The sequence below is a fragment of the Acinetobacter sp. IK40 genome, from assembly GCF_035615075.1.
Lineage (GTDB): Bacteria > Pseudomonadota > Gammaproteobacteria > Pseudomonadales > Moraxellaceae > Acinetobacter > Acinetobacter courvalinii.
Genome location: NZ_JANBOE010000003.1, coordinates 344884 through 366050 on the forward strand (window position 1 = coordinate 344884; position 21167 = coordinate 366050).

General features: G+C 44.8%; 18 protein-coding genes. 11 read left to right on the forward strand and 7 right to left on the reverse strand.

Features of this window, described 5'->3' with window-relative positions:
* The first annotated feature begins 205 nt into the window (after positions 1 to 205).
* From ribBA to glmS, 7 genes are read left to right on the forward strand one after another with little or no spacing between them, the layout of a single operon-like run.
* Positions 206 to 1327, forward strand: coding sequence for a bifunctional 3,4-dihydroxy-2-butanone-4-phosphate synthase/GTP cyclohydrolase II (gene ribBA / locus MSG93_RS07965; protein WP_005228053.1), 1122 nt, complete (start codon positions 206 to 208; stop codon positions 1325 to 1327).
* Positions 1328 to 1338: 11 nt separating this feature from the next.
* The gene (ribE, locus tag MSG93_RS07970) at positions 1339 to 1809 is read left to right on the forward strand and encodes a 6,7-dimethyl-8-ribityllumazine synthase (RefSeq protein ID WP_004659764.1); all 471 of its coding nucleotides are present in this window, start codon (positions 1339 to 1341) and stop codon (positions 1807 to 1809) included.
* 3 nt (positions 1810 to 1812) lie between these two features.
* Complete coding sequence (nusB, locus tag MSG93_RS07975; RefSeq protein ID WP_005060316.1) at positions 1813 to 2262, forward strand: transcription antitermination factor NusB; 450 nt, start codon at positions 1813 to 1815, stop codon at positions 2260 to 2262.
* Positions 2263 to 2277: 15 nt separating this feature from the next.
* Positions 2278 to 3195: a thiamine-phosphate kinase gene (thiL, locus tag MSG93_RS07980; protein ID WP_324621289.1), complete on the forward strand. Its 918-nt coding sequence runs from the start codon at positions 2278 to 2280 to the stop codon at positions 3193 to 3195.
* Positions 3173 to 3694: a phosphatidylglycerophosphatase A gene (locus tag MSG93_RS07985; protein ID WP_324621291.1), complete on the forward strand. Its 522-nt coding sequence runs from the start codon at positions 3173 to 3175 to the stop codon at positions 3692 to 3694. The genes thiL and MSG93_RS07985 overlap by 23 nt, the downstream gene beginning before the upstream one ends.
* A 21-nt stretch (positions 3695 to 3715) precedes the next feature.
* On the forward strand, positions 3716 to 5080 hold the full coding sequence (gene glmU / locus MSG93_RS07990; RefSeq protein ID WP_324621292.1) for a bifunctional UDP-N-acetylglucosamine diphosphorylase/glucosamine-1-phosphate N-acetyltransferase GlmU: 1365 nt from the start codon (positions 3716 to 3718) through the stop codon (positions 5078 to 5080).
* A gap of 12 nt (positions 5081 to 5092) precedes the next feature.
* Positions 5093 to 6931 (forward strand): glutamine--fructose-6-phosphate transaminase (isomerizing), encoded by a 1839-nt coding sequence (gene glmS, locus MSG93_RS07995; protein WP_005282269.1) that lies wholly within the window; start codon positions 5093 to 5095, stop codon positions 6929 to 6931.
* Positions 6932 to 7015: 84 nt separating this feature from the next.
* Here glmS and MSG93_RS08000 read toward each other — a convergent pair whose 3' ends face one another.
* From MSG93_RS08000 to pncA, 3 genes are all read right to left on the reverse strand, one after another.
* A complete protein-coding gene (locus MSG93_RS08000) occupies positions 7016 to 7654 on the reverse strand; it encodes a YitT family protein (protein ID WP_005282267.1) in 639 nt (212 codons plus the stop codon).
* 202 nt (positions 7655 to 7856) lie between these two features.
* Positions 7857 to 8321, reverse strand: a complete 465-nt coding sequence (locus MSG93_RS08005) for an Lrp/AsnC family transcriptional regulator (RefSeq protein ID WP_005228065.1) — start codon at positions 8319 to 8321, stop codon at positions 7857 to 7859.
* Positions 8322 to 8407: 86 nt separating this feature from the next.
* On the reverse strand, positions 8408 to 9046 hold the full coding sequence (gene pncA / locus MSG93_RS08010; protein ID WP_420714308.1) for a bifunctional nicotinamidase/pyrazinamidase: 639 nt from the start codon (positions 9044 to 9046) through the stop codon (positions 8408 to 8410).
* 292 nt (positions 9047 to 9338) lie between these two features.
* Here pncA and dapA point away from each other — a divergent pair, with 292 nt between their 5' ends.
* The 4 genes from dapA to MSG93_RS08030 all read left to right on the forward strand — a co-directional run bounded on the left by dapA (position 9339) and on the right by MSG93_RS08030 (position 14261).
* A complete protein-coding gene (dapA, locus tag MSG93_RS08015) occupies positions 9339 to 10232 on the forward strand; it encodes a 4-hydroxy-tetrahydrodipicolinate synthase (protein ID WP_005282259.1) in 894 nt (297 codons plus the stop codon).
* A 15-nt stretch (positions 10233 to 10247) separates the two neighbouring features.
* A complete protein-coding gene (locus MSG93_RS08020) occupies positions 10248 to 10853 on the forward strand; it encodes a hypothetical protein (protein ID WP_032868372.1) in 606 nt (201 codons plus the stop codon).
* Positions 10854 to 10888: 35 nt separating this feature from the next.
* Entirely contained in the window at positions 10889 to 11608 is a 720-nt protein-coding gene (gene purC / locus MSG93_RS08025; RefSeq protein WP_005228073.1) for a phosphoribosylaminoimidazolesuccinocarboxamide synthase, read from the forward strand.
* Positions 11609 to 11852: 244 nt separating this feature from the next.
* On the forward strand, positions 11853 to 14261 hold the full coding sequence (locus MSG93_RS08030; protein ID WP_324621295.1) for a TonB-dependent receptor: 2409 nt from the start codon (positions 11853 to 11855) through the stop codon (positions 14259 to 14261).
* 40 nt (positions 14262 to 14301) lie between these two features.
* Here the strand turns inward: MSG93_RS08030 and MSG93_RS08035 are convergent, their stop codons facing one another.
* The 4 genes from MSG93_RS08035 to MSG93_RS08050 all read right to left on the reverse strand — a co-directional run bounded on the left by MSG93_RS08035 (position 14302) and on the right by MSG93_RS08050 (position 21125).
* Positions 14302 to 16041 carry an amidohydrolase gene (locus MSG93_RS08035; protein ID WP_324621297.1) on the reverse strand — a complete coding sequence of 580 codons (1740 nt, stop codon included), beginning with the start codon at positions 16039 to 16041 and terminating at the stop codon, positions 14302 to 14304.
* A 141-nt stretch (positions 16042 to 16182) separates the two neighbouring features.
* The gene (locus MSG93_RS08040; protein ID WP_324621299.1) at positions 16183 to 17301 is read right to left on the reverse strand and encodes an acyltransferase; all 1119 of its coding nucleotides are present in this window, start codon (positions 17299 to 17301) and stop codon (positions 16183 to 16185) included.
* Positions 17302 to 17444: 143 nt separating this feature from the next.
* Positions 17445 to 19703 (reverse strand): excinuclease ABC subunit UvrA, encoded by a 2259-nt coding sequence (locus MSG93_RS08045; protein ID WP_324621300.1) that lies wholly within the window; start codon positions 19701 to 19703, stop codon positions 17445 to 17447.
* A 147-nt stretch (positions 19704 to 19850) separates the two neighbouring features.
* The gene (locus tag MSG93_RS08050; RefSeq protein ID WP_126687574.1) at positions 19851 to 21125 is read right to left on the reverse strand and encodes a replication-associated recombination protein A; all 1275 of its coding nucleotides are present in this window, start codon (positions 21123 to 21125) and stop codon (positions 19851 to 19853) included.
* Between the last annotated feature and the right edge of the window lie 42 nt (positions 21126 to 21167).

Genomic DNA, 21167 nt, shown 5'->3' on the forward strand with positions numbered 1-21167 from the left:
CCTTATTTTTTTCCACTCTACATTCATCATAAAATCAGCTGAAAAAGTACAAGGCCACCAGTTCAGATCAAGCCAATATCTGCTTTTGCACATGGCATATTTGAATTGATCAAGAAGCACAGGCGAAATTTTTTAAAATGCGGTAAACTATGCCAGATTTATCGAATACTAGAGCCTTAAAAGGCAACATCAAAGGTGAAAGCGAATGCCGCTGAGTCGTGTTGAAGAGCTTGTCGCAGATATTCGTGCAGGCAAAATGGTCATCCTGATGGATGATGAAGATCGTGAGAATGAAGGTGACCTAGTCATCGCCGCAACGCATGTTCGCCCTGAAGATATTAACTTCATGATTACCCATGCACGTGGTCTGGTCTGCCTGACCTTAAGCCGCGAGCGTTGTAAGCAACTCAATCTGCCATTAATGGTAGATCAGAACGGCGCACAGCACGCGACCAACTTCACGCTTTCCATTGAAGCAGCAGAAGGCATTAGCACCGGTATTTCAGCAGCTGAACGTGCGCATACCATTCGTACCGCGGTAGCTGCCCATGCCAAGCCAAGTGATATCGTACAGCCAGGGCATATTTTCCCATTGATGGCCCAACCGGGGGGGGTGTTACACCGTGCAGGTCATACCGAAGCAGGTTGTGATTTAACCCGTTTGGCAGGTCTTGAACCGGCATCCGTGATCTGTGAAATTATCAATGATGACGGTACCATGGCACGTCGCCCTGATCTGGAAGTGTTTGCAGAAAAACATGGTTTAAAAATTGGGACCATTGCAGACCTGATTCATTACCGTATGACCAATGAGCAAACCGTTGAACGTTTGTCTCAAGAAAGCATCGAAACTGAATACGGCGCATTTGAATTGTACAAATACCGTGAAATCGGTAATCCGGACATTCATGTTGCCTTGGTCAAAGGTGAACCGAAACAAGGTGTCACCACCGTGCGTGTGCATGGTTTCAGCCCGATTCGTGACTTGTTAAAGCTGAATAAAGCAGACGGTTCACCGGCATGGAATCTTGATCTGGCCATGAAAACCATTGCTGCAAGTGATCGTGGCGTGCTGGTCTGGATCGGTCAGGATCATCTCGAAGATTTAGGTCCGGCTTTAAATAGTTTGAATCAGCCAAAACCGCTGAAATCGAATGCCGCACTGTCTCATCAATACCAGACCATTGGTGTCGGTGCACAGATTTTACGTGACTTGGGTGTTGAGAAAATGAAGTTGTTGAGTTCTCCACTTCGTTTCAATGCCTTGTCAGGATTTAATTTAGAGGTAGTGGAATACATCACTGCCGATCAAATCACAGCAAAATAATCGAGGTTGCTATGGCAATTCGCCGTATTGAAGGTTTATTACATCTCGCAAGCGAAGGTCGTTATGCGATCTTAGTCGGTCGTTTCAACAGCTTCGTGGTTGAACATTTACTTGAAGGCGCAATCGACACGTTAAAACGTCATGGCGTTTCAGAAGATGCGATTACGGTTATTCATGCGCCAGGTGCATGGGAACTGCCGATCGTTGCGAAAAAATTAGCGGCTTCAAATAAATTTGATGCCATCATTGCCTTAGGTGCAGTGATTCGTGGTAGCACACCACATTTTGATTTTGTTGCAGGCGAATGTGCGAAAGGTTTAGGTGTGGTTGCACTTGAAAGCACAATGCCAGTGATCAATGGTGTCTTGACAACAGACAGCATTGAACAAGCAATTGAACGTTCTGGTACGAAAGCAGGTAACAAAGGTAGCGAAGCTGCATTGACTGCAATCGAAATGGTTAACTTATTAAAGGCAATTTAAAGCATGTCGCAAACACTTCAGGCCGCTTATGCAGCGAAACGCAAAGCACGTCGTTTTGCTGTACAAGGGATTTATGAATGGCAAATGAGTCATAACCCTGTACACGAAATTGAAGCACGCACGCGTGTTGAAAATGCGATGCACAAAGTTGACCTCAACTATTATCATGAATTGCTCACTCAAGTGGTTGCTCAACATGAAGCTTTAGATGAGCTCCTCATCCCGGTACTTGACCGTGAGTTATCTGCCCTAGATGGTGTAGAGCTTGCAACTTTGCGTTTAGGCGCTTATGAACTCCGCGATCATCTCGAAGTGCCGTATCGTGTTGTACTTGATGAAGCAATTGAATTAGCGAAACACTTTGGTGGTGCAGACAGCCATAAATACATCAATGGTGTATTAGACCGTCTTTCATCAAAACTTCGTGAAGCTGAAAAACAACAAGCAAAATAATAGGCTTGATGTTGTATGGCTGAGTTTTCCATTATTGAGCGTTACTTTAAGCGCACATCTACTCAAGATGTAAGTTTAGGCATCGGTGATGACTCAGCCATCGTCACTCCCCCTCCCTCACAACAATTGGTGATCTGTGCAGATACACTGGTTGCTGGCCGACATTTTCCTCTAGATACTGTAGCGCATGCGATTGGCTGGAAAAGTGTCGCCGTCAATTTATCGGATCTGGCGGCCATGGGCGCAAAACCCCACAGTATTTTACTGGCACTCAGCTTACCGACCGTAGATCATGACTGGCTGGCCGGATTTAGCCAGGGACTTTTCGATTGCTGCGATCAATTTGGGGTCAGCCTGATCGGGGGCGATACCACCCAAAGTACCCAACTGACTATCAGTGTGACTGCTCTAGGCTGGATTGAGCATGGTCAGGCTATCACGCGTGCAGGTGCTCAGGTTGGCGACTATATTTGTGTCAGTGGACAAGTCGGAGACGCAGCCTTTGGCTTGCAACATCTTGGACATGCCCTGCAACAACGTCTGGATTATCCAACACCACGCTGCCAACTCGGCCAGCAGTTGAAAGGCCTGGCCTCCAGCATGATTGATGTGTCCGATGGCCTGGCTCAGGATCTGGGTCATATTCTCAAGGCATCCAATGTCGGTGCAAAATTACAGCTCGACCAATTTCCGTTGGATTCATCACTAAAACAACTCGATCTGCAACAGGCTTGGCATTATGCCCTTGCTGGCGGTGATGATTACGAATTATGCTTTACAATATCACCGCAAAACTTTAAAGAACTGTCGCGACAACAATTAGATGTTCCGATTACAATAATTGGCGAAATTACCCAACAAACTGGATTGTTATTTGAGTATCAGGGCAAACCCTGCCCGTTACATGTTCATGGATACCAACACTTTGCATAAACCTCCCATTCACTTTAACCAAATGACTTGGTTTGACCGTTTCATCGTGTTTTGCGGTGTCGGTTTCGGTTCTGGTTTAGCGCCTAAAGCACCGGGGACATTTGGTTCGGCCTTTGCCCTGTTATTTACCCCGCTCTGGGTTTATCTCGGTCTGCCTGCCAGCATTATTATCGTGATTTTCATGTCCTTGATTGGTATTTACATCTGTGGACATACCGCAAAAGTGATCAACGTTCACGACGATGGACGTATTGTATGGGACGAGTTTGCAGGACAATCCATTACTCTGCTGCCTTTACTTTATTTACAACAAGTAAACTGGGTATGGGTCATTGCCGGTTTCATTCTATTCCGTATATTTGATGTCTGGAAACCTTTCCCGATCAACTGGGCAGACCAGAAAGTCTCTGGCGGCTTCGGAATCATGCTGGATGATCTGATTGCAGGTCTCTGGGCAGCATTATGTATTTTTATTATCCATTTTTATATTTTGACTTAAGCCATTGAATTAGAGTTAGTTATGTCAACAACTGTTATTATTCTTGCAGCAGGAAAAGGAACGCGAATGCGTTCAAAATTACCAAAAGTATTACAACCACTTGCAGGACGTCCATTGCTTGGACACGTGATCCAGACCGCTAAAAAGTTACATGCCGATAATATTATTACGATTTATGGACATGGCGGCGAGCTGGTTCAACAACGCTTTGCAACTGAACAGGTTGAATGGGTTGAGCAAGCAGAACAATTAGGTACCGGCCATGCGGTCCAAATGACCTTACCAGTACTACCACAAGAGGGTATTTCGCTGATTTTATCCGGTGATGTTCCGTGTATTCATGCCAATACCCTCCAAAAATTATTAGATGCCGCTACACAGACCGGCATTGGCCTGGTAACACTGACCGTAGAAGATGCCACAGGCTATGGCCGCATTGTCCGTCAAGACGGTAAAATCCAGGCCATTGTTGAGCATAAAGATGCCAGCGAGGCACAACGCCAGATTAAAGAATTTAATACGGGTATTTATGCGGTGAGCAACGCAAAACTGCATCAGTGGTTGCCTCAACTTTCCAATGAAAATGCCCAAGGCGAATATTATCTGACCGATATTGTGGCAATGGCCATTGCGGACGGTCTGGAAGTTGCCTCAGTTGAACCAGAACTAGCCTTTGAGGTGGATGGTGTCAATAACCGTCTCCAGCTGGCGACTTTGGAACGTCAATTCCAGCAACAGCAAGCCAAAGAACTGATGGAACAGGGCGTGCATTTGATTGACCCGAATCGTTTTGATTTACGTGGCAACCTCAAGTGCGGTCAGGATGTGCAGATTGATATCAATGTCATTATTGAAGGTGACTGTGAACTGGGTGATAACGTCCAGCTCGGTGCAGGCTGTATCTTAAAAAACACCCGTATCGCTGCCGGAACCAAAGTACAAGCCTACAGTATTTTTGAAAATGCGGTTGTTGGCGAGAATACCCAGATTGGGCCTTTCGCACGCTTACGTCCAGGCGCCAATCTTGCCAATGACGTCCATATCGGCAACTTTGTTGAAGTCAAGAACTCCAATATCGGTCTGGGTTCTAAGGCCAATCATTTCACTTATCTAGGTGATGCTGACATTGGTGCAGGCTGTAATATTGGTGCAGGCACCATTACCTGCAACTATGACGGTGCCAACAAACACCGTACCATCATTGAAGATCATGTCTTTATTGGAACCAATAACTCACTGGTTGCACCGATCAGAATCGGTCAGGGTGCGACTACAGGTGCGGGATCTACCTTAACACGAGATGTAGCTGAGCGTAGTTTGGCTGTGGAACGATCAAAGCAGTTTGAAAAAGCGGATTATCAACGTCCCCAAAAACTGAAAAAATAAGAGGATAAAATTATGTGTGGTATTGTTGGTGGCGTTGCTGAACGTTGTGTAACCGAGATTCTGATCGAAGGTCTCAAGCGTCTGGAATATCGTGGCTATGACTCTGCAGGTTTAGCCTTATTGAATAAACAGCAAATCTTGCGTGAACGTCGCGTGGGTAAAGTGGCTAATCTGGCTGAAGCTGTAGCAGAACAACATTTAACCGGCAATGTAGGGATTGCACACACCCGTTGGGCAACCCACGGCAAGCCGACTGAAAACAATGCGCATCCGCACGTTTCTGGCAATGTTGCAGTAGTCCATAACGGTATTATCGAAAACTATCAAGAACTTAAAGACGAATTACAAGCTTTGGGCTATGTCTTTACCTCACAAACCGATACCGAAGTTGTGGCGCATCTGGTGAATGATGCACTCAAGCAAACCGATAGTCTGCTAGAAGCAGTACAACAGATTACTCCTCGCCTGAAAGGTGCTTATGCACTGGGTATTGTGCATACCGCCCACCCAGACGAGTTGATCACCGTACGTGAAGGTTCACCACTGGTGATTGGGGTCGGTATCGGCGAGAACTTTATCAGTTCTGACCAGTTGGCCTTATTACCTGTGACCAATCGCTTCGTTTATTTAGAAGAAGGCGATATTGCACGCTTAACCCGTAACAGTATTGAAGTTTTTGTTAACGGCGAGCCTGTACAGCGTCCGGTCAAGGAATTAGATGCGACCGTTAGCAATGCGTCTAAGGGTGAATATAAGCACTTCATGCTCAAAGAAATTTATGAGCAACCTGAAGCGATTCAGCAAACTATTTCTCAGGCATTGAATGGCAATAGCTTACGCGAAGATTTCCTCAATCATGCCGATGCAGATTTCAATAAAATCCAGCAAATTCAAATTATTGCCTGTGGTACCAGCTACCATGCCGGCATGATTGCCAAATACTGGTTTGAACAATTAATTGGCGTACCGTGCCAGGTTGAAATCGCAAGCGAATTCCGTTACCGCAGCCCTGTGATTGTGGCAAATACCTTGTATATCTGTATTTCTCAATCTGGTGAAACGGCAGATACCCTGGCTGCATTACGTGAAACCCAAAAACGTGCCAAAGCCAATAACATTGCCATCAGCACCATGACCATCTGTAACGTTGCGACCTCCTCTATGGTCCGTGAAACAGATCATCATTTACTGACACTGGCGGGCCCTGAAATCGGGGTAGCTTCAACCAAAGCCTTTACTACGCAACTTGCAGCATTGATGTTATTGATCCTGAAAATCGGTCAGGTGAAACAACGCCTGTCTGATGCACAGCTCAATGAAATCACCACTGCATTATGGCACTGCCCGAAAGTGATTTTGGATACCTTACAGGGTGATACTGAAATTCTGCGTTTGTCTGCGCTGTTCGTTGAAAAAAATCACTGCCTGTTCTTGGGTCGTGGTACGCATTTCCCAATTGCACTTGAAGGCGCATTGAAGCTAAAAGAAATTTCATATATTCATGCTGAAGGCTATGCCGCAGGTGAATTGAAGCATGGTCCACTGGCTTTGGTAGATAATGAAATGCCGGTGGTCATTTTAGCTCCGCAGGATGACATGCTCGACAAACTCAAATCGAACATGGAAGAAGTACAGGCCCGTGGCGGTGAATTGTTTGTTTTCGCAGATGAAAATAGCGGTATCCATGGCAAAGACCGTCAGCATGTTGTGCATGTTCCAGCTGTCAATGAATGGTTAGCACCGATCGTTTACAGCGTCCCGGTACAGCTGTTGTCTTACCATGTGGCCGTATTACGTGGGACCGATGTCGATCAACCGCGTAACCTTGCCAAGAGCGTAACGGTAGAGTAAAAATAGAAAGAGAAGAAGGGTTCGCCCTTCTTCTCTGCTTTTACAGTTTATTAATTCATATAAAAACAATAATTTAAAATAATTTTATGCAATATAGCGTGTGGTTTTATGATTCAGCAAAATAATCGAATTAAGAATAACCACGCCCATAATAGAAACCAGAATCAACTTCCAGTCGACAAATAGCAGTGACGTGAGCAAAATTGCCAGATCAATTCCCAACTGTACCTTACCTGCTGGAATGTTGAAGCGTTCCTGTAAATACAAAGCCAGTAAATTGATACCGCCTAAACTGGAACGATGTCTAAATAAAATCAGGAAACTCACTCCCATCAAGACATTGGCAAAAATCGCCGCATAAATCGGATGAACGTCAGAGAGATGAAAAAATTGCGGAATGAGGGCAGTAAACCCGGCCAATAAGGCAACAGCGATAAAGGTTTTTACCACCAATGCCATCCCCATTTTCTTATAGGCAAAATAATAGAACGGGATATTGATAAAGAAAAATAAAATACCAAATTTGATGTCGGTAATATAATGCAGTAGCAAAGACAGACCTGCTGTACCACCCGTCATAATGCCGGCTTGCTGTAATAAGGTCATGGCAAAAGAAAGGATAAATGTTCCCGTCAACAGTGCCAACGCATCTTCAATTTTGGAATGTTGGTCAATAATAGGCACGACTGGACTGACCAGAGATACATTTTGCTCGGTATTCATAAAGATACAACTCAATCACGGAACAGCAGAAGGGAGAGACGCCTTTCAAAGAAAGGGCGGCATATTTGATCATTTTTATTCTAAATACGCAATTTATTCTTATATTTTTGCCATAAATGCAATTTATATTCAAAATAAGCCATTCGATATAAACAGCCTATTTGCAATCAGCGCTTGCTCCCCGTTGATGGGAAATCCGTTTTTATTTAATCGCGATCCCGTTTTCCTTGAGCTTTTCCAAAACAATCGAAGTATTCAGATTGCTGACGCCAAAGGTTTGAGAAGAAAGAATACCGATCAATTTGACCATTTCATCCAGATTTTTCACCGCAACTTTCAGGGCAAAATCATAACTTCCGGTCAGTTTATGAATGTCTTTCACTGCCGGTTCATTCAGAAGAAACTCCACAAAACGATCATGGGTCGCATCATGATAATTCTGTAATTTCACTTCAATAATGCCCATGATTGGCGCAGGATCAGCGCTCAATGCAATTTGCGCATAATAGCCGGTAATGATTTTTTTCTGTTCCAGCTGCACACGACGGCGTGAACATTGCGAGGTCGACAAACCTACCAGTTCAGCCAGTTCCTGATTGGCCAAACGTCCATTCATTTGTAAGTGATGAATAATTTTCTGATCAAAATCATCGAGTTCGACTGTCATAAAATGCTCAATTCTGCCTTAAGTTATGATTTAGCGGATGCTGATCCATCATTTTCCAGCAGTTTAACGCCTTTCGCTCAGACAGCTCAAGCTGATGCCAAAATCGCACCCGACTGAATACGCTGTACGCCCTGTGCCAACATACTCTGCCATGCACTCTGCAATGAACCGTTTAAATCTATAGCTTTACAGGCATCCTCAATCACATAGGTTGTAAAACCCATCTGTACGGCATCCAGTGCTGTCCATGCCACACAAAAATCAGTGGCAATTCCCACAATATAAACCGTATCAATTTGGTGTTCTTTTAAATAGCCGTTGAGACCGGTCGGTGTTTTACGATCTGCCTCCATAAAAGCAGAATAGCTATCTATATCGGGATGAAAACCTTTACGGATAATCAACTGCGCCGTTGGAATATCCAGCGCCGGATGAAATTCGGCATCCGCTGTGCCCTGCACACAATGCTTGGGCCACAATACTTGGGTTCCATAAGGCAATTCAATCGTTTCAAAAGGTGCTTTATTTTCATGATTATCGGCAAAGGAAATATGCTGATCCGGATGCCAGTCTTGGGTCAGCACCACCAGTTCAAACTGTCGCGCTAGCCGGTTAATCAGTGGAATAATCTGGTCGGCATCGGTGACTGCCAAGTTTCCACCCGGGGTAAAACCGTTTTGTACATCCACAACAATGAGTGCGCTGTGTTTCGCATGTGTATGCATATTGTGATTCATTCTGGATTGCTGGCTCCTTTCTAACATACGCTGCTCTTTATCGTCTGGCTACTTTCAACTGAACTTTTCTTAACATGAAAATTATTCAGGTAAAAGTTGAATTAAAGTTTTCGGCTGTTTGACTAAAGCATATTGTTCTTATGGCGCTGATCAGTCATAATTTGCATAATTGTCATTCAATCGAATTCATTATTGGACGACGAATCAAAATACTGCAACCATCCACTATTTCGTTTCAACTAATTCAATCTCGGATGGGAAAATAGGATAGTTTTTTAAAATGACTCAGCTAGCACAGAATATTCAAGGCTCAATTGTCGCACTCGTCACCCCTATGTTTGAAGATGGTCGCGTAGATTGGAAGAGCCTGGAGAAGCTCGTTGAGTGGCACATCCAACAAGGTACACATAGTATTGTTGCTGTTGGCACAACGGGCGAAGCCTCAACATTAAGCATGGAAGAACATACACAAGTCATCAAAGAAGTGATCCGTGTAGCCAATAAACGCATCCCGATTATTGCGGGTACTGGTGCAAACTCCACACGCGAAGCAATTGAGCTGACCAAAGCAGCAAAAGAACTCGGTGCAGATGCAGCCTTACTCGTTACGCCATATTATAATAAACCTACCCAAGAAGGCTTATATCAACACTATAAAGCAATTGCTGAAGCAGTTGATATTCCACAGATTCTTTATAATGTTCCAGGTCGTACTGGCGTAGATATGCAAAACGAGACTGTGATTCGTCTTGCTGATATTCAAAACATTGTTGGGATTAAAGATGCAACCGGCGATGTACCTCGCGGTCAAGCCCTCATCGAAGGTTTAAAAGGTAAAATCGCAGTCTACTCAGGTGATGATGAAACGGCTTGGGAACTGATCTTGCGTGGTGCGAAAGGTAATATTTCGGTGACTGCCAATGTCGCACCAAAACAAATGAGCGAAGTTTGTGAAGCTGCATTAGCGGGCGATCAAGCTAAAGCACAAAGTCTGAATCAGCAAATTGCAAATCTACACAATATTTTGTTTTGCGAATCAAACCCAATTCCTGTGAAATGGGCGTTGCATGAGATGGGATATATCAGTACAGGTTTACGCCTGCCATTAACCGCTCTAGCAGAACAATATCGTGAACCTCTCCGCACAGATTTGAAAACTGCGGGAATTATTTAATACGAGCAATTTATGATGCAATTACGTCTTGGTGTTGTCCTAGTCATTTCAGCTTTAAGTTTGGCTGGTTGTGGTCGTTTTGCCCTCAATAATCATTCTTTAGATTATAAAAAAGCGCAAGCGCTTGAACCACTCAAGTTCCCTGAGAATGCAACGGTAAGACCATTTACGCCATTGTATCCGGCACCAACGGTTGACCCGCTTGCGATTGAACATGCGCCGACATTTGAAAACAAGACCGGCAACCGTTATGCACTTCCTCGCCCAGAGTCAGTGCAAACTGCACCTAGCAACACAACTGAAGCGACAGCAACCAGCCTGGGTCGCCCACAACTGGTGATGGACGGAAATAAAAATCCATTGCTGAAAGTGGATGGTCCGACTGCAACGGCTTGGCAATATACCTTTGCAACGGTGAGCAGCCTTAACTACAAAGTCATCTCTCAGGCAGATCATGGCTATGAAGCCACCATTCAAGTCGGTGAGCAAAGCTATCTACTCAAGCTTACAGCTGTTGGCTCAAGCAATACCATTGCATTGTTCAAACTTGATACAACCTTTGCAGACCCTGCGGTTGCAACGGAAGTATTAGCCCAGATTTACCAAAACTGGCCAGCCTAGTCGTTTACTAGGCATTTTTTTCAAAAGGTTCCCTCATGTTAAAACAAACCTTGCTCTATACTGGTAAAGCTAAATCTGTATATGAAACAGATAACGCTGATCACCTGATTTTAGTCTTCCGTGATGATGCCTCGGCATTCAATGGCGAAAAAATCGAGCAACTCGATCGTAAGGGCAAGGTCAACAACCGTTTTAACGCCTTCATCATGGATAAACTGGCTGAAGCAGGTATTGAAACGCATTTTGAAAAATTGCTTTCTCCAACTGAAGTATTGGTTAAAAAACTTCAGATGATCCCGGTGGAATGCGTTATTCGTAACTATGCTGCTGGTTCACTTTGCCGTCGTTTAGGCGTTGAAGAAGGTAAGGAACTCACCCCGCCAACATTTGAGTTATTCTTCAAGGATGACGCGCTTGGCGATCCAATGGTGAATGAATCTCAAGCGATTGCTTTAGGTTGGGCGACTGCTGAACAGCTGGAAAAAATGAAAGAACTCACTTACCAGGTCAATGATGTGCTTAAGGCATTATTCGATGCGGGTAATATGATTCTGGTCGATTTCAAACTTGAATTCGGCGTGTTCCACGACCGTATCGTATTGGGTGATGAATTCTCTCCAGACGGTTGCCGTTTATGGGATAAAGATACCAAGAAAAAACTGGATAAAGACCGTTTTCGCCAAGGTTTAGGTGGTGTGGTAGAAGCATATGAAGAAGTTGCTGCACGTTTAGGCATTAAGCTAGATGACATCTAAGTCTGGCTAAGCAATTCCTTCTAAAGAAAAAACCAGTCCATTCGGGCTGGTTTTTTTTATTGCCTATTCAAAAATGAGCAACTTCATTTTGAAAATCAATACCATATAAATCATTAACTTAAAATTCATAGCGATTGCTTTGCGAGTTTTGTTCTAACCTTATGTTTTTATATTGTTTTTGAATTTTTTTTGATCCTCCTACCATGTTCACAAATGTTTACAGAACTTGGGGCAGAACACAAAAATGAATTCTCCTATTTTTAGAAATTTTCCTTTAAGTCTGAGTGCGAGCCTGATTTTGCTTGCACTATATAGCACGGTGCACGCATCCGAGAACCCTCCGAATGATCCAGAACAGGTCAAAACTCTCGCGACCGTTGTCGTCACAGGAACCCGTGCTAACAATCGCTCGCAAACGGAATCCTTACAGCCGATTGATGTGATTAGTGCCAAAGAACTGACTGAACGTACTGGCTCCAATGAATTAGGCACGGCACTGTCTCGCATTATTCCCTCGATTAATTTTCCACGTCCAACCGTGGTAGATGGCACTGAACTGGTCCGTCCTGCCCAGCTGAAAGGGCTGGCACCTGATCAGGTGTTGGTTCTGGTGAATGGCAAACGGCGCCATACAGGTGCTTTTATTAACCTTGGCGGTACCATTGGTCGTGGTTCTGCCCCAACCGATTTAAATGCGATTCCGATCTCCGCGATTAGCCGTGTCGAAGTCCTGCGTGAAGGTGCATCAGCTCGCTATGGTTCCGATGCGATTGCTGGGGTGATTAATATTATTTTGAAATCCAATCCCAAACATGGCGAAGCGGGGATTAAGTACGGGATTTATAACAAAGGCGATGGTGAACAAAAGCAATCCTTTGTTTCTGGTGGCAGCAAACTGAATAATTATGGTTATGCAATCTTTTCAGGGGAATGGCAGGATAGCCAAGCCACCAATCGTGCTGGCCCTGACCTGCGTGATCCCAAATCAACCACCTATGGGCAGCGTACGTTCCGTTTTGGGGATCCTGATTCTGACGAGGTCAAGGCAGCCGTCAATCTGGGTTATGATCTCAGCGATCATACTGAACTGTATTCCTTTGCAACCTATAGCCACCGTAATGCAGAGACCGCTGGATTCTATCGCTTAAGCAATGCCTCCAATAATATTCCTGCCCTTTATCCAAACGGCTATCTACCCATTATTCAGGGCCAACTTGATGACTTTGCTGCGGTTGCAGGGATCAAAGGCGATTGGTCTGCATGGCATTATGATGCCTCGGTGAATTATGGTTCGAATCGTTATGATGTCGATACCAAAACCATCAATGTCGATCTTTATAAAGACACTGCTGCCACACCTTTTGGCTTCCAAAATGGTACGCTGAAAAATGCTCAGACGGTCGTGAATGTTGATCTTTCCCGTGAGTTTAATCTGGCCGCACTCGCCAGCCCGTTGAATGTTGCCTTTGGTACGCAATATCTAAATCAGAAATATCAGATCCAAGCTGGTGATCCAGCTTCCTATTATAAAAGTGGTTCTTCTGGACTAGCAGGCTTCCGTGCTGCCGATGCAGGTGAATGGTCTCGCGACAGTTATGCAGCTTATCTGGACCTGGAGGCCAACTTAACTGAGAAACTGTCTGCCTCTACAGCCTATCGCCATGAATATTACAATGATTTTGGTCATACCGATAATGCGTCATTGTCTTTGCGTTATGCCATTCATCCTGCGCTTGCACTACGCGGTAGCGCCTCTACAGGTTTCCGCGCGCCAAGTCTGGCTCAACAATATTTTGCACAGACCTCCTCACAACTGGTCAATGGTCAATTTGCTGAAGCAGGAACCTTCCCTACAAGCGCAAATGTTGCTCAACTGCTTGGCGCGGAACAACTTAAACCTGAGAAGTCGAAAAACTATAGCGTAGGATTGGTATTCACACCTACCGATCATTTGTATGTGACCCTGGATGCCTATCAGATCGATATTGATAACCGGATCAGCCTGTCTTCCAATATCAATGCCAGCAGCGCGACCGTGCGCCAATACCTGAACTCAAAAGGCATCACCGACACCAACTTCAGTACCATTCGTTATTTCAACAATGCCAGCGATACCCGCACGCGTGGTGTTGACTTAGTTGCCACCTATAAATGGACAGATTTACCTTATGGCCAACTGAATAGCTCACTGGCCTACAATTACAATAAGAATAAAGTGACCCATGTGGATGGTAATCCCGCTATTTTAGATGCCCTAGGTATCAACCTCACGCGTCTGGATCGTCGAGAGCAATACGGTTTATTGGCTGGCAGTACCCCTGAACATAAATTCAGCTTAGCCAATGACTATACACTTGGCAACTTCACGGTGAATACCAATCTCACCCGCTATGGCAGCTTTAAAACCTTTAGTAAATCTGGCGAAGCCAAAGACCAAAAATTCTCAGCCAAATGGTTACTGGATTTAGCGTTGTCTTATCGATATCAAAACTGGAACTTCACTGTCGGTGGCGACAATATTACCGATGTTTATCCTGATCGAGATGTCTACGATATCAACCAACCGACTGGCGGCAGCTTGCCTTATAGCCAGTTCTCGCCTTTTGGCTTTAATGGCGCGTTCTATTACGGCAAGATCAATTATCGTTGGTAATGAAGCAAAAACCGGGCCTTCTGCCCGGTTCTTTATAGCCCTAATTTGTTGAATCCTGATAAATCAGTTTGCCTTCTTTATAGGTTGCTAGCACTTTAATGTTTTTAATCTCTCGATTCGGGACAGTCAACGGGTTCTGATTTAGAATCACCAGATCTGCCAGTTTACCCTGGACTAATGTTCCTTTCTGCTGCTCTTCAAAATATTGATAGGCAGCCCAGTCTGTCATGGACTTTAATGCCAGATAAGGGCTAATGCGCTCATCTGCACCCAAGACATAATTACTCCGTGTGACTCGGTTTACGGTCGCATCGAGCATCATCATACTGCTCGGGGGTACCACAGGTGCATCATGATGTTGGGTAAAGATCAGATGCTTTTTTAAAGCGGTTGCGGTTGGCGAAATATGGGCAGCTCGAGTTTCGCCTAAGGTTTGCTGACGATGCCAGTCTCCCCAGTAAAAAGTATGTAGCGAGAAGAAGGAAGGAATAATGTCTAAGGCCTTAAGCTGATCCAGCTGATCATCACGGATGGTTTGCGAATGGATCAGTACACTGCGCCGATCTGCTGGTCCTTGTTTCACAGTCGCATCTTTTACCGCTGCAATAAACTGGTCAATTGCTGCATCACCATTGGCATGCGCAAGGACTTGCCAGCCTTGTTTAAAGGCTAAATTGATATAGTCCTTCACCTGTTGATCATTGCTGATTGCCGCATAGCCTTTATAGCTTTTATCCTTGCCTTCAGGCGGCACGACATAGGGTTGTGTCAGCCAGGCGGTTTTGCCCTGAGGTGAACCATCCAGACTGATTTTCACCCCACCAACACGGAAATGCTGATCATAGTGATGGCTGCTGCCCTGTTTGAGCATATAGTCCTTACTGGTGGTAATATCCGGATAAGACACCACATCTATTGGCAGTCGATTCTGCTTGGCTAGAGTGTGCCACATTTCCGTGGTGCCCTGATCTGCCCGCCCTTCCTGCACGGTGGTAAAACCATTTTTCACATAGGCATCTATGCCTTTTTCTGCAATCTGGAACATTACCGCAGGAGGCACATCTTTAAAAATTGAGCCAATGGCGCTAAATAAAGCGGATTCTTCTAACACGCCATTTGGAACATTTGAATGGGCTTCACGGCGAATCACCCCACCCGCTGGATTCGGCGTATTCTGATCAATCTTCAGCAATTCAAGGGCTTTATGATTTACAGAGGCCAGATGTCCGGATTGATGCAAAATCATCACCGGCTGCTTGGTTGAGACGCGATCGAGATCGGCTGCGGTAGGATGTCTTTTTTCATTGAGTTGCGCATCATCATAGCCATTCCCCAAAATCCAGCCGCCCATGGTTTTAATCACAGCTGGATTCTGGGCTTTCCATTGATTCAACACATTGACCAGTGAATTGATATCCGAGACCTGTCCATCAGGTTGCGGATATAGATTGGCGACCATCTGGTGAAAACCGACCATGTTTACATGACTATGCGCATCAATAAAGCTTGGCAATAAAGTTTTATTTTTGAGATCAATGGTTTGAACAGTTTTATCTGCCAAGCGTTCAGCCTGCTGCTTTGCACCCACAAAACGGATTTTTCCATCTTTCACTAACAGCGCTTCTGCATATTCAGGTGTATTGCCCGACATGGTCAGAATCGGCCCACCATAAAACAGTTTTTCGCTGGAACTGACGGGGATGGATGACGTTGCACAGCCTGATAGAATAATTGAAAAAGAAGTGGCCCATGCACATTGACGTAGATGATTACGGTTCATATTTTTAAACCCATATTTTTATTATGCCTTTTCCGATTAAAACGGATTCTGTGCCGAATAGAAAGTATTCACTGATTATTTTTGTAATGTTTGTTCAATTTTTTAAGCGCTACAGCACAGAATCTGATCTCGTCCCAAAGACTAAAATAATTTCGCCAGTTTGTTCGATAGCTTAATCGCGGCATCATCAATATAACGGCTATATAACTGCGCCAAAACGATACTGACCAACATCGTAAATAGGCTCGCCAGCAATCCTGCATTGAAATAAGAGAACGCCAGTTGCACATGTAAAAGATTAAAGAATGGAATCCCCAAGGCATACAGGATCGCCAAGTGAATCAGATAAATTGAAAAAGACACTTTCCCCAGAAACACCAAGGCACGTCGATCAAAACACTGGGCCAGCCATTTGCCTTTTAACACGGCATATACAACCAGAAAGCCACCAAGAAAATTCAGATAATCGTAGGTCTGTTCGCCCAGAAATGATCTAAACAACTGATAGCTCAAGCTACTATTATGTGCCCCGCAAAAATACAGTCCTAACAAGAACAACAGTATAGATATAGCGGTGCTTAACTCTGCCGCGTACAGAAATAGCCCCATTCCCAAAATAAAGCTGAGTATGCCAAGCAATACGGTTTGCGAAATCATGGAAGCGGCTGCAACACTGAGGAGCAAAAAGAGGCCAGATAAAATCGGCTGTTTGCCATATAGGAAACTGGCCAGATAAATCACCAGTGAGCCAAGTAATTCAATTTGCATGGTCCACAACACCCAGTTGTAGCTTGAATCGCCAAACAGAAATGCACCGATACTGCCCTCATAAAGTGCCGTGGTCAGTTGGGGATGAGGATTGGCTAAAGCAGCCCCCCATTCTGAAACATGCGTCACATCAACCGGCACAAAACAGACCAGATAAGCCACAATACAAGAGACAAAGGCTGGAATCGCCAAACGCGGATAACGCTTGATCAGTGACTTTTTCAGCTGAATGGCGGTATTCTGTTTTTTAAAACTGGACAAGGCCAAGACAAAGCCGCTTAAGACAAAGAAGACAAAAACCGCACCGGTGCCTGAATAGAAGAAGGCCAAGGGAGAATGATGTAATTGTGCAAAAACAGGATATCCGGGAACCTTGCTCCAGCCAAAATTATGCATCTGGGGAAAGAAGGTTAAAGACAAATGTGACAACACAACGGCGAGACATGCCAAGCCCCGGATACTTTCCGCTGCATTAATTTTGTTTGTGGTCATGCTGAAGCTTGATCATCCTTGATAAGCGGGGATGATGCGACCTTTTATCCAGAGTGTCTAGGGGCCGCTTACAAAAATATCATGCTCGATACCAAGTGATGACATGAGCCTGGCTTGCTGGTAGACCCTGCCATCTTTTGATATTAGCGATTTAAATAATCTCTTAAATAATGCGCCGTATAAGATTCGGTATGTTCTAATAACAGGCTCACAGGACCGGCAAACATCAGTGCTCCGCCCTGTTCACCCGCCAATGGGCCAATATCAATAATCCAGTCTGCCTGAGTCATGATTTCCAGACTATGCTCAATCACGATAACCGTGTTGCCCTGATCAACGATGCGATTTAGCAGCTGGATCAGTTTAACCGTATCAGACGGATGCAAACCTGTACTCGGCTCGTCCAGTACAAAAATATTATCGGTCTGGTTAAGCTCACGGCTGAGTTTCAGGCGTTGTCGCTCGCCACCGGAAAAGCTATTCAGGCGTTGCCCGATGGCAATATAGTCCAGTCCTAAATCCATCAAGGTCCTGAATTGTTGCTTTAATTTGGCTTCTTCAAAAAATTCATACGCCTCTGCCACCGTCATTTTTAAAGCATCAGCAATGTTCTTGTCTTTATAAAGATAGTTGAGGACCTGCGCTGCATAGCCTGAGCCATGGCAGACCTCACAGACCATTTCGACATCATCTAGAAAGGCCAGCTCAATTTTCTCAATCCCTGAACCTTTACACTGCGGACAGGCCCCTTCACTGTTAAAACTAAACAGTTTCGCGCTGACCTTATTCTGTTGCGCATATAACTGGCGAATGCTATCCAGCAGGTCCAGATAAGTCAGTAAATTTGACCGGATCGTTGCAGTTATGGCGGATTGATCAATGATTTTGGCTTCCGGATATTGTTGCGGTAATACTTTGCTCATCAGTGTACTTTTACCTGAGCCCGCAACGCCCGTTACCACAGTCAGACAATGCTTGGGAATATCGACACTAATATTCTTCAGGTTAAAGAGCCGCGCATTTTTTATGGTCATTTTTTCCGGACTGCTGCGTGGGACCTGTTTATAGTGATTGGGGCGCTGGAAAAACTGTCCGGTTAAACCCGAAGAGCTTTTCAGATCGGCAAAACTGCCCTGATAAATCACCTCACCCCCGTTTTTTCCGGAAAAAGGTCCCATATCAATCACATGATCCGCAATCCGGATCAGGTCTGGGTCATGTTCTACCAACAGCACACTATTGCCCTTGTCCCTGATTTTTTGAATGATCTGGATAATATTTTCCAGATCTTTAGGATGCAGGCCCATGCTGGGTTCATCGAAAATATAGAGCAGATCGACCAGACTATTGCCTAGATGCTTGACCATTTTGATCCGTTGCGACTCGCCACCCGATAAAGTATTACTGACCCGATCTAGCGTTAGATAACTCAGCCCAACCAGATTTAGATAATGCAGTTTATTACGAATTTCATGTAATACCGTCTCCAGCTTTTCATTCTCGATCGAATCGATAAAATTCAGTAATTTAACCACCGACAAGGCGGTGCAGTCGGAAATATTTTTACCCTGTATTTTACAGCTCAGCGAAGTCTGATTCAGACGTTGTCCCTGACAGAGACTGCATTTTTTGACAATAATGACCTTGTCCAGAATATGGCGATAACGGTTACGCTCTTGGGCTTCGCCTTTTAGAAAATTGCGCTCAAACCGTGGGATCAGACCTTCATATAAGGCGGTTTTTCTCCAGTCTTGGCGAGGATGGCGCGGTTTATGCTGCGCTGCATGTAAGAAAAGCTCCCACTCTTCCGCATCATAATCTTTAAGCTTTTTATCCAGATCAAAATAGCCCGAGTCGGCATAACGGGTCCAGCGCCAAGCATGTGGCTGATAGGTCGGAAAGTCGATGGGGCCTTCATTCAGAGATTTGTCCAGATCCAGAATTTTATAGATATCAATGGTCTGTTCCAGACCAATCCCCTCACATTGCGGGCACATGCCATTGGGATGATTGAACGAAAAAACATGCGAATAGCCCACAAAAGGCTCACCCATGCGTGAAAACAACAACCTTAAATTGGCATATATATCGGTAATGGTGGCGATGGTCGAGCGGATATTTCCGGTTAAGGGCTTCTGGTTGATGATCACGGGAACATTCAGATTTTCAATTTTATCGACATCCGCCACCCCAAAATGCTGCAAGCGGTTGCGCACAAAACTGTCTTGTGTTTCATTGATTTGGCGTTGCGCTTCGGCTCCAATGGTTTCAAAAACCAGTGAAGATTTACCTGAACCTGAAACACCCGTGAACACAACAATTTTGTTTTTGGGAATTTTTAATGAAATATTTTTAAGATTATTTTGCCGCGCGCCGTAAATATTGATTGTTCTGCTACTCATCTGCCGTCTCGCTATGTTCTTTAAAACCACGATAAGCCAAAAAGAATGTGAGAGATGTAGCGGTTTTTATGAATAAATGAAATTGATGTAATGCAGCACTGGATCGCCAAAGCTGTGACCATCCAGCGCTATAAAACTAGAGATAATTTATTGTTGCTGATCTTGCTGCTGCCAACGGCGCTGTTGTAAACGCTCGCCTTCAACTTCACGCTTATTCAGGGCACGCTCATACAGCTTGGTACCGCGTAGCTCAGGTGGCAAATATTCCTGTAATACAAAATGTTCAGGATAATTATGCGGATAGAGATAATCGACGCCATAGCCCTGCTGTTTCATCAACTTGGTCGGTGCATTGCGCAGATGTAAAGGCACAGGCAGGTTCGCCGTTTTTTCTGCCAGCTCCAGGGCACGGTTAATCGCCAGATAAGTACTATTACTTTTCGGACTGGTCGCCAGATAAACAGCGCATTGACCCAAAATAATCCGTGCTTCCGGCATGCCTACTGCCTGTACTGAACGGAAACATTCACCCGCCAGCAACAAGGCATTAGGATTAGAGTTACCAATATCTTCCGATGCGGCAATCAACATACGACGTGCGATAAACACCGGATCCTCACCGCCTTTCAGCATACGGGCCATCCAGTACAACGTTGCATCCGGATCACTCCCGCGAATGGATTTGATAAATGCCGACACCAGATCGTAATGCTGCTCACCGGATTTATCATAGCGGGCAATATTTTGCTGCGCCACTTTGACCACAATCGCATTGGTGACCATATTTTCCACGTCAGGCTCAAAAGTACTGGCGATCAGGTCAATCAGATTCAATGCCTTGCGCGCGTCACCCGCTGCAAATTGAATCAATGCATCATATTCTTCGATATGAATAAAACGCTCTTTTAAAAACTTATCCGTTTGAATCGCTTTATTCAGCAAGGTTTGAATCGCGTCTGCATCCAGACTGTTCAAGGTATAGACCTGACAGCGCGACAGCAACGCACTGTTCACTTCGAAGGAAGGATTCTCCGTGGTCGCGCCAATCAAGGTGATTTTGCCTTTCTCAACAGCATTGAGTAAGGCATCTTGCTGCGACTTGTTGAAGCGATGTATTTCGTCAATAAACACCACAGGCGTCAACAGATCACCGCTTTCGGCAATCACTTCCCGAAGCTCTTTCACGCCCGTATTCAGCGCAGACAGACTCACAAAAGGACGGTCCACCGCTTGCGCCAGTAATAATGCGATCGTGGTTTTTCCTACCCCAGGCGGTCCCCAGAAGATAATCGAAGGCAAATGCCCCTGATCAATCATTTGACGTAAAGGTGCGTTGTCGCCCAGTAAATGATCCTGCCCGATAATTTCTGACAAATCACGAGGACGTAAACGTTCAGGTAAAGGAATATGCGTATCTGACATCATCAATGGCTTTATGCTGTTTTATCCTAGTCTATTGTGTCT

Excerpts from the sequence above, each read along its gene's own strand:
- ribBA (WP_005228053.1), top strand. The coding sequence starts at position 206 with ATGCCGCTGAGTCGTGTTGAAGAGCTTGTCGCAGATATTCGTGCAGGC.
- ribE (WP_004659764.1), top strand. The coding sequence starts at position 1,339 with ATGGCAATTCGCCGTATTGAAGGTTTATTACATCTCGCAAGCGAAGGT.
- nusB (WP_005060316.1), top strand. The coding sequence starts at position 1,813 with ATGTCGCAAACACTTCAGGCCGCTTATGCAGCGAAACGCAAAGCACGT.
- thiL (WP_324621289.1), top strand. The coding sequence starts at position 2,278 with ATGGCTGAGTTTTCCATTATTGAGCGTTACTTTAAGCGCACATCTACT.
- MSG93_RS07985 (WP_324621291.1), top strand. The coding sequence starts at position 3,173 with ATGGATACCAACACTTTGCATAAACCTCCCATTCACTTTAACCAAATG.
- glmU (WP_324621292.1), top strand. The coding sequence starts at position 3,716 with ATGTCAACAACTGTTATTATTCTTGCAGCAGGAAAAGGAACGCGAATG.
- glmS (WP_005282269.1), top strand. The coding sequence starts at position 5,093 with ATGTGTGGTATTGTTGGTGGCGTTGCTGAACGTTGTGTAACCGAGATT.
- MSG93_RS08000 (WP_005282267.1), bottom strand. The coding sequence starts at position 7,654 with ATGAATACCGAGCAAAATGTATCTCTGGTCAGTCCAGTCGTGCCTATT.
- MSG93_RS08005 (WP_005228065.1), bottom strand. The coding sequence starts at position 8,321 with ATGACAGTCGAACTCGATGATTTTGATCAGAAAATTATTCATCACTTA.
- pncA (WP_420714308.1), bottom strand. The coding sequence starts at position 9,046 with ATGCATACACATGCGAAACACAGCGCACTCATTGTTGTGGATGTACAA.
- dapA (WP_005282259.1), top strand. The coding sequence starts at position 9,339 with ATGACTCAGCTAGCACAGAATATTCAAGGCTCAATTGTCGCACTCGTC.
- MSG93_RS08020 (WP_032868372.1), top strand. The coding sequence starts at position 10,248 with ATGCAATTACGTCTTGGTGTTGTCCTAGTCATTTCAGCTTTAAGTTTG.
- purC (WP_005228073.1), top strand. The coding sequence starts at position 10,889 with ATGTTAAAACAAACCTTGCTCTATACTGGTAAAGCTAAATCTGTATAT.
- MSG93_RS08030 (WP_324621295.1), top strand. The coding sequence starts at position 11,853 with ATGAATTCTCCTATTTTTAGAAATTTTCCTTTAAGTCTGAGTGCGAGC.
- MSG93_RS08035 (WP_324621297.1), bottom strand. The coding sequence starts at position 16,041 with ATGAACCGTAATCATCTACGTCAATGTGCATGGGCCACTTCTTTTTCA.
- MSG93_RS08040 (WP_324621299.1), bottom strand. The coding sequence starts at position 17,301 with ATGACCACAAACAAAATTAATGCAGCGGAAAGTATCCGGGGCTTGGCA.
- MSG93_RS08045 (WP_324621300.1), bottom strand. The coding sequence starts at position 19,703 with ATGAGTAGCAGAACAATCAATATTTACGGCGCGCGGCAAAATAATCTT.
- MSG93_RS08050 (WP_126687574.1), bottom strand. The coding sequence starts at position 21,125 with ATGTCAGATACGCATATTCCTTTACCTGAACGTTTACGTCCTCGTGAT.